The sequence below is a fragment of the Microbacterium sp. HMWF026 genome (genome assembly GCF_003061325.1).
GTDB classification, from domain to species: domain Bacteria; phylum Actinomycetota; class Actinomycetes; order Actinomycetales; family Microbacteriaceae; genus Microbacterium; species Microbacterium testaceum_E.
In genome coordinates, this window is record NZ_QAJB01000008.1 from 1 (window position 1) to 8,049 (window position 8,049).

The following is an 8,049-nucleotide window of genomic DNA, read 5'->3' on the forward strand; positions in this document are numbered from 1 at the left end:
GCTGGGCACCGTGCACTTCCAGCGGATGCTGCGCTACCCGCCGCACGAGCGACTGGGCGCCATCATCGACGACACGCTCGAGCCCGTCCCCTCCGACGCCACGGCTGCCGAGGTCGCGCGCCTGCTGGCCAGCTACAACCTCGTCTCGCTGCCCGTCGTCGATCAGGCCCATCGCCTCGTCGGCTGCGTCAGCGTCGATGACGTGCTCGACTACCTGCTGCCCGATGACTGGCGCACGCACGACAGCGACGATCCGAGACCGCCGACATCGGTCAGACCGCTCGCGACGCAGAGCATCCCCCAGATCCCGCAGACTCCGAGGAGGCGCTGATGGCACGCAACAACAAGCAGCCGGCCCTCGATGCGCCCCGCGGGCGCACCGGTGTGCTCGCCCCCCGCACCCCCCAGCCCTCGCGCGACCGCTTCGGGCGCTTCACCGAGTGGGTGGCACGCGCGATGGGCACGCCCACGTTCCTGCTGTCGCTGACGCTGTTCTGCGTGGTGTGGATGGGGTGGAACTCGCTCATGCCCGACGAGCTGCGCTTCGATTCGGCCGACATCGGCTTCACCGCCCTGACGCTCGTGCTCTCGCTGCAGGCCTCGTACGCGGCCCCGCTGATCCTGCTCGCACAGAACCGGCAGGACGACCGCGACCGCGTGCAGATCGAGCAGGACCGCCAGCGCGCGGAGCGCAACCTCGCCGACACCGAGTACCTCGCCCGCGAGATCGTGGCCCTGCGCATGGCCGTGCGCGACCTGACCGACGAGGTCATCACCAAGGACACGCTACGCACCGAGCTCAAGGCGCTGCTCGAACGCCTGGACGACCAGCCCGACACCGCCGCTCGCTCGACCGCTCCGCGAGCCACCCCGTGACCGCGGCGCTCGCCGATCGCGTCCGCGACGCGGTCGCGGCCGTCACCGATCCCGAACTGCGCCGGCCCCTCGGCGACCTCGACATGCTGCGCGAGATCACCGTCGCGGACGGTGTCGCCGACGTGGGCATCGCCCTGACAATCGTCGGGTGCCCCGCCGCGGACCGCATCGAAAGAGAGGTCCGGGATGCCGCGGCCTCGGTCGACGGGATCGACGCGGTCGAGGTGCGGGTCGGCGTCATGTCGCCCGACGAGCGCAAGGCCCTCACCGACAAGCTGCGCGGTGGTCGGGCGAAGCGCGAGATGCCGTTCGGACCCGATTCGCTCACGCGCGTCATCGCCGTGACCAGCGGAAAGGGCGGGGTGGGAAAGTCCACCGTCACCGCGAACCTCGCGGTCGCCCTGGCCACCCGGGGCCTGCGCGTCGGGCTCATCGACGCCGACGTCCACGGCTTCTCGATCCCGGGCCTGCTGGGCCTGGTCGACGCCGACGGCCTGCCCCCGGCCCCGACGCGTCTGGACGACCTGATCCTTCCGCCGGTCGCGTATGGCGTGAAGGTGATCTCGATCGGCATGTTCCTGCGCCGTCCCGGAGAGGATGCCGCGGGCGCGGTCGCCTGGCGAGGACCCATGCTGCACCGCACCGTGCAGCAGTTCCTCACCGACGTCTTCTTCGGCGATCTCGACGTGCTGCTGCTCGACATGCCGCCGGGAACCGGCGATGTCGCGATCTCGGTGGGGCAGCTGCTCCCCCACGCCGACGTCCTCGTCGTGACGACCCCGCAGGCCGCGGCCGCCGAGGTGGCGGTGCGATCGGGCCTGGTCGCACGGCAGACGGGTCAGCGACCGATCGGCGTGATCGAGAACATGGCCGCCATGACCCTTCCCGACGGAACGGTGCTCGACCTGTTCGGCGCGGGAGGCGGCGACGAGGTCGCGCACGCCCTGTCGAGCGCCGACGCGGCGGTGCCGCTGCTGGCATCCGTTCCGCTCAGCCCGGCGCTGCGCACGGGAGGGGACGACGGGAAGCCCGTGGTGCTGTCGCAGCCCGACGACCCGGCCGCCCGCGCGATCGATGCCGCCGCCGCGGCTCTCGCGGTGCGCCCGCGGGGTCTGGCGGGCAGACCGTTGCGCCTGAGCGTCTGAGGCCCGCGGGGCTCCGCCCCCGGTGGCCGAGACTGTCCGAGCCCGGTCAGGTCGCGGCCCCGCACCCGGTGGCCGAGACCGTCGGACCCCGGTCGGATCAGGTGGCTTCGTCGTCGAACGGCGGGCGCTCCCCCGCCACGAACGGCGTGGTGGCCGGCTTCTCGCGCGCGGCGAGGGCCGCGGCACCGGCGGCGCGCATCGTGGCCGTGGGGGTGTCGTCGAGAAGAGCCTCGCGGATGATGCGGCGCGGGTCGTACTGGCGGGGGTCGAGTTTCTTCCAGTCGACGTCGTCGAACTCGGGACCCATCTCGTCGCGCATGCGGGTGCGCGCACCCTGCAGCGTTTCTTTCGCGCGCTTGGTGAACTTCGCCAGCGCCTCGGCGTACCGCGGAAGACGCTCGGGGCCGATGAGCACAGCGGCGATCACGCCGATCAGCATCAGCTTCTCGATCGTGAGGCCGAAGAACATGGGTCCAGATTACCGGCCGCGCCTCGGGGGTTCGCACCGCCGGGCCGTCTAGCCTGAGGGGTGGAGGTCCACGTGAGCGGTCATGAGGCGAACGAGCGGTTCGTGCAAGAGACGACGGTCGAGCCCGAGCACATCGCTCGCGCCCGGGCGCACGCGCTCGAGCTCGGCGCGGCCCCCATCAGCCCCGCGGTGGGCGCCCAGGCCGCGGTGATCTCGGCCGCGTCGCGCGCGCTCAACATCGTCGAGGTCGGCACCGGCGGAGGCGTCTCGGGCCTGTGGCTGCTGCACGGATCACCGCGCGCGACGATCACCACGATCGACAGCGAGCCCGAGCACCTCGGCGCCGCCCGTCAGGCCTTCGCCGACGCGCGCGTCCCCGCGGCGCGGGCCCGCTTCATCACCGGCCGCGCCGCCGACGTGCTGCCCCGCATGAACGAGGCCTCGTACGACATCGTCTTCATCGACGCCGACCCCGAGGGCGTCATCGAGTACGTCGAGCACGGGCTGCGTCTGGTGCGCGCGGGCGGCACGGTGCTCATCCCCCGCGTCCTGTCCGGCGGCGCCGTCGCCGACCCAGTGCGTCGCGACGCCATCACCACCGCCTACCGGTCGCTCATCCAAGAGGTGCAGGCGTCCCCCGCGGTGATCGGCGCCCTGTCAACGACCGGCGAGGGCCTGCTGCAGCTGACCACCCGTCCCGCCCAGGGCTGACCCGAAGCGCCCGGCGCGCAACGCCCCGGGAACGACGAAAGCCGGTCCCGAAGGACCGGCTTCCGTGCGCGCGAAGATCGTCAGGCAGCGCCGACGACCCCTCCGAGCACGTCGTAGAGTTCTTTCGCCTCGGCGTCGTTGACAGAGACGACGAGTCGCCCGCCACCCTCGAGCGGAACCCGCACGATGATCAACCGGCCCTCCTTCACGGCCTCCATCGGTCCGTCACCGGTACGCGGCTTCATGGCTGCCATCGCGGCCCCCTTTTCGTGATTGGTCGTGAACTAGTTTAGTCGGTCGTCGCGGGCACCCCGTATCGGGGCGCCCCGACGCGGTCATCGGCCGTCTCAAGGGATCTGCCAATAGGCGTTGCCCAGTCCGTACATGTTGTAGATCCACCACCACTGGCCCAGCAGCGACAGGGCCAGGATGCCGATGCGCCACGCGCGCGAGCGCGGGAGGGCCAGCGCCCCCCACAGCGGAGATACGGGCACGAGCAGGCGGAACACGCTCGACTGCGGGAAGAACACCAGCAGCAGATAGATCAGGTAGCTCGCCGACCACAGCCGGAACTCGACGCCGAGCTTCTTCACCTGCGGCACGAACAGCAGCACGCACGCCGCACCGACGATCAGCACGACGAGGAAGGCGTACCCGGCCCAGACGCCGAGACCCCACTGCGTGAACCAGAAGCCGGCGGCCTGCACCCACCCGTCACCGGGCAGGAATCCGCCCTCGCTGTTCCCCGTCCAGTTGCGGCGCCAGGCGAGCTCGGTCGCCAGGTACGCCCCCGGATCACCGGTGACCGCGGCCGCGATCACCTGCCACGAGAACCCGACGATCGTGGCCAGCGCACCCAGCGCGACGAGGTGCACCACCTCGCGCGACGGCAGCGGTTCGCGGCGTCGACGGAGGAACCGATGGATGCCGTACAGCCCGAGGAACAGCGCGAAGGCCAGGATGCCGGGTCGGGTGAACCCCATCGCCGGCACGAGCGCGTAGAGCCAGCCCCACCGCCGCAGCTGGACGCAGCGCAGAGCCAGGAACAGCAGCAGCAGGAACAGCGACTCCGCGTAGCCGACCTGGAACAGCGCCGCCAGCGGACCGCACGCGAACAGGACGACCGCCCACATCGCCGCCGACGCACCGATGCGCTCGCGCAGCAGGGCGTGCAGCACGACGCACGCGCCATAGCCCGACAGCAGCGAGACGGTCACCGCGCCGGCGCCCCACGACCCCATGAGCGCCCCCACGGCACCCGACAGCCATGAGTACAGCGGCATGAAGGCCCAGGCGTTCTCGGCGATGTGCCCGCCCGCCGCGAGGGGCAGCTCGGTCGGGTAGCCCGACACCGCGACCAGCCAGTACCACTGCGCGTCCCACCCGATCGAGAGGTCGGCGAGAGACGGAGAGACGCCGTAGCGCGAGGCCGGCGTCGACAGGGCCGCGGCGGCGAGGAAGAACCCGGTGGTGACCAGGCGCGCCGCGACGTAGATGAGCGCGATGCGCGCGGCCACGGGCAGGCGCGACCACACCCGGACCGGCGCGGATGCCGAGACCCCGGTGGTCACGACCCGCTCAGCCAGGCGCGCAGACCGTCCTCGACCGCCACGATCTGCGCGACGGGGACCCGCTCCTCGTCGTGGTGCGCGAGGTGCGGGTCGCCGGGACCGTAGTTGACGGCCGGGATGCCGAGGGCCGAGAACCGCGCCACGTCCGTCCAGCCGTACTTGGGCTTCGGGGTGGCGCCGACGGCATCCACGAACTGTGTCGCGAGTTCGGCGTCGAGTCCGGGACGGGCACCCTCGGCGATGTCCACGATCTCGACCTCGAAACCGGTGAAGACGTCGCGCACGACGCGCGCGGCGGCCTCGGCGTCGCGGCTGGGCGCGAAGCGGTAGTTGACCTCGACGGCGCACGCGTCGGGGATGACGTTGCCCGCGACCCCGCCCGTGATCGACACGGCGTTGAGGCCCTCGCGGTAGACGAGCCCCTCGACCTCGATCTCGCGCGCGCGGTACTCGGCCAGGCGGGCGAGGATGGGTGCGGCCTTGTGGATGGCGTTCTCGCCGATCCAGGAGCGAGCGCTGTGCGCGCGGACGCCGGTGGTGCGCACGACCGCGCGGAGGGTGCCGTTGCAGCCCCCCTCGACCTCGCCGTTGCTCGGCTCGCCCAGGATCGCGAAGGCGCCCTCGAACAGGTCGGGGCGGTTTCGCGCGAGTCGGCCGAGGCCGTTCAGCGACGAGTCGACCTCTTCGTGGTCGTACCACATCCAGGTGATGTCGACCGGGGGCGCGCTGAGCTCGGCCGCGAGCTTGAGCTGCACCGCGACGCCCGCCTTCATGTCGACGGTGCCGCGCCCCCACAGGAACGCCTCGCCGTCGATCTCGCGGTCTTCCACCGGGAGGTTGCGGTTGATGGGCACCGTGTCGATGTGCCCGGCGATCACGACACGGCGCGCGCGGCCGAGGGTGGTCCGGGCGACGATCGTGTCGCCGTCGCGGGTCACCTCGAGGTGGGGGTAGGCCGAGACGGCGGCTTCGATGGCATCCGCGAGAGGAGTCTCGTCTCCCGACACGCTGTGGATGTCGCAGATGGCCCGCGTGAGGGCGACGGAAGAGGACGTGAGGTCGAGCCCGGACATGCCCCGATCATTTCACACGCGGTCGCGCCGGTAGCCTGGGCTCGTGAGTGACGAACGACTGATCAGCGCTGCCGGCCTCTCGACGCGGACCACCGGGGGAACGGTGCTCGACGCGTGGTTCCCGAACCCACGGCTCGGCGCCGCCGACGACCTCTCCTCTCTCGAAACGGAGCTGTCCGCGTCCGCGGGCCCCGACGACCGCCGCGGCGTCGTCGTCGAGACCGTGTCGCTGCAGATCGACGCGGATGCCGCCCCGACCTCGACCGTCGACGCCTACCTGCGCCTGCACGCGCTGTCGCACCTGCTCGTGCGTCCGAACGAGATCAACCTCGACGGCATCTTCGGCCACCTGCCCAACGTGGCGTGGACCACCGCCGGGCCGATGCACCCCGACGATGCGGCCCGCCTGCTCCCGCGGCTGCGGGCCCACGGCATCCAGCTCCAGGGGCTCGACAAGTTCCCGCGCCTGACCGACTACGTCCTGCCCGCCGGGGTGCGCATCGCCGACGCGTCGCGGGTCCGTCTGGGCGCGCACCTCTCCCCCGGCACGACCGTGATGCACGAGGGCTTCGTCAACTTCAACGCCGGAACCCTCGGCTCGTCGATGATCGAGGGCCGCGTCTCGCAGGGCGTCGTGATCGGCGACGGCACCGACATCGGCGGAGGCGCCTCGATCATGGGCACGCTGTCAGGCGGCGGTACCCACCGCGTCTCGATCGGCGCGCGGACCCTGCTCGGTGCGAACGCCGGCATCGGCATCTCGCTGGGCGACGACTGCGTCGTCGAGGCCGGACTCTACGTCACGGCGGGCACGAAGGTCCGCGTCGGAGACGAGACGGTCAAGGCCGGCGAACTGTCGGGTCGCGACGGCATCCTGTTCCGCCGCAACTCCCTCACGGGTGCGGTCGAGGCCTCGGCGCGCGCCGGCGTCGGCGTGACGCTGAACGACGCCCTGCACGCCTGAGCGCGCGGCGGCCCGGCTGAAGCCGCCCACGGGGTCCCGCGCTCGCGGGGTGCTGCGCCCGCCGGGTGCTGCGCCCGCGGGGTGCTGCGCCGGCGGGAAGTCACCGATAAACGCCGATCGTGTCCAGAAACGCGTTGCCGCGGCGTTTCTCGGCACGGACGGCGTTTATCGGCGCCTCGACGGCGACCAGGCCGCCCCGTCAGTCACGCACGCGCACCGACAGACAGGTGACGCACCCCTCGAGCTTCTCGAACTCGCTGATGTCCACCGTGACGACCTCGAGTCCCCGCGCGCGGTGCGACCGGGCCGTCTCGGGAGCGTCCGCCGACATCAGCACGGTGCTGTCGTCGAGCACCACCACCGCGGTGCCGTGCTCCTCGGGAACGCCCGCGAACGCCGGGAAGAGCGCGGGATCGTCGACGAGCGGCTCGAACCCGATCACCGTGCCGTCCGGGAGCGCCGTCACCCCCGACTTGAGGTGCAGCACCTTGCTGACGGGGATCTCGCGCACGACCCACCCGCGCGGCTCGAGCAGCGTTCGCAGCTGCGCGATGCCCTCCGCGTTCGTCCGCGACGACGCGCCCACATAGACGGTGTCGCCGACCTTGAGCACGTCGCCGCCGTCGAGCGTCCCGGGCGCGGTGATCTCGGCGGTCTCGATTCCGGATGCCACCACCCCGACGCGCACCGTCTCGGCCTCGCCGCGACGCGACTCGGCGCCCGCGCGGCAGATCACAGCCAGGTCGCCGAAGATGACCACGGCATCCTCGACGAAGACCCCGTCGGGCTGCGCGTCGGCCGACTCGATCTCGATGACATCCCACCCGCGCGAACGGAAGGCGTCGACGTACGCGCGCCACTGCGCGACAGCCAGATCGGCGTCGACCGGCACCCGGTCGAGGTGTGTGAGCTCGCCCTCGGCGAGCAGGGGCGAGGGGCGGCGGACCAGCAGGCGCGGCATGCCCCGACCTTAGTGGGTCTCGCGCGAGCGCCGCGGATCGGCGTTCGCGCGGCTCCCCCTCCCCTCGTCCCACTTACGGGCGCGCATGTCCCACTTCTGGCGGGGTATGTCCCATATATCGCGGTTCGGAAGCCTCCCAACCGACTAAAAGTGGGACGAGGTCCTAGCGCCGGGCTCACCAGCCACGCCACCGACGCCATGTCCCACTTCTGACGGGGTATGTCCCACATATCGCAGTTCGGCAGCCTCCCGACCGACCAAAAATGGGACGAGCACACC

10 protein-coding genes are annotated in these 8,049 nt (G+C 71.7%); 5 read left to right on the plus strand and 5 right to left on the minus strand.

Annotated features, from left to right (window positions below; genetic code table 11):
• The 3 genes from DBR36_RS00235 to DBR36_RS00245 form a co-directional block, all read left to right on the plus strand.
• Positions 1-331 (plus strand): CBS domain-containing protein (locus tag DBR36_RS00235; RefSeq protein WP_146185134.1); only part of this gene is annotated, 331 nt, incomplete at its 5' end.
• Positions 331-876, plus strand: a complete 546-nt coding sequence (locus DBR36_RS00240; protein ID WP_108317040.1) for a DUF1003 domain-containing protein — start codon at positions 331-333, stop codon at positions 874-876. The genes DBR36_RS00235 and DBR36_RS00240, both read left to right, overlap by 1 nt.
• The gene (locus DBR36_RS00245) at positions 873-2,021 is read left to right on the plus strand and encodes an Mrp/NBP35 family ATP-binding protein (RefSeq protein ID WP_108317041.1); all 1,149 of its coding nucleotides are present in this window, start codon (positions 873-875) and stop codon (positions 2,019-2,021) included. Before DBR36_RS00240 ends, DBR36_RS00245 begins: the two co-directional genes overlap by 4 nt.
• Before the next feature lie 97 nt (positions 2,022-2,118).
• Here DBR36_RS00245 and DBR36_RS00250 read toward each other — a convergent pair whose 3' ends face one another.
• Positions 2,119-2,490 (minus strand): Sec-independent protein translocase TatB, encoded by a 372-nt coding sequence (locus tag DBR36_RS00250; RefSeq protein ID WP_108317042.1) that lies wholly within the window; start codon positions 2,488-2,490, stop codon positions 2,119-2,121.
• Between the two features lie 72 nt (positions 2,491-2,562).
• Here DBR36_RS00250 and DBR36_RS00255 point away from each other — a divergent pair, with 72 nt between their 5' ends.
• Entirely contained in the window at positions 2,563-3,201 is a 639-nt protein-coding gene (locus DBR36_RS00255; RefSeq protein ID WP_108317043.1) for an O-methyltransferase, read from the plus strand.
• A gap of 80 nt (positions 3,202-3,281) precedes the next feature.
• On the opposite strand, the gene DBR36_RS00260 is transcribed toward DBR36_RS00255, so the two are convergent.
• The 3 genes from DBR36_RS00260 to dapE all read right to left on the minus strand — a co-directional run bounded on the left by DBR36_RS00260 (position 3,282) and on the right by dapE (position 5,845).
• Positions 3,282-3,455: a DUF3117 domain-containing protein gene (locus tag DBR36_RS00260; protein WP_076490128.1), complete on the minus strand. Its 174-nt coding sequence runs from the start codon at positions 3,453-3,455 to the stop codon at positions 3,282-3,284.
• Positions 3,456-3,548: 93 nt separating this feature from the next.
• On the minus strand, positions 3,549-4,772 hold the full coding sequence (locus DBR36_RS00265; protein WP_108317044.1) for a hypothetical protein: 1,224 nt from the start codon (positions 4,770-4,772) through the stop codon (positions 3,549-3,551).
• Positions 4,769-5,845 carry a succinyl-diaminopimelate desuccinylase gene (gene dapE / locus DBR36_RS00270; protein ID WP_108317045.1) on the minus strand — a complete coding sequence of 359 codons (1,077 nt, stop codon included), beginning with the start codon at positions 5,843-5,845 and terminating at the stop codon, positions 4,769-4,771. Before dapE ends, DBR36_RS00265 begins: the two co-directional genes overlap by 4 nt.
• Before the next feature lie 43 nt (positions 5,846-5,888).
• On the opposite strand from dapE, the gene dapD reads away from it, so the two are divergent.
• Positions 5,889-6,809, plus strand: coding sequence for a 2,3,4,5-tetrahydropyridine-2,6-dicarboxylate N-succinyltransferase (gene dapD, locus DBR36_RS00275; RefSeq protein ID WP_108317046.1), 921 nt, complete (start codon positions 5,889-5,891; stop codon positions 6,807-6,809).
• 199 nt (positions 6,810-7,008) lie between these two features.
• Here dapD and ddaH read toward each other — a convergent pair whose 3' ends face one another.
• The gene (gene ddaH, locus DBR36_RS00280) at positions 7,009-7,770 is read right to left on the minus strand and encodes a dimethylargininase (RefSeq protein ID WP_108317047.1); all 762 of its coding nucleotides are present in this window, start codon (positions 7,768-7,770) and stop codon (positions 7,009-7,011) included.
• Positions 7,771-8,049: the final 279 nt, after the last annotated feature.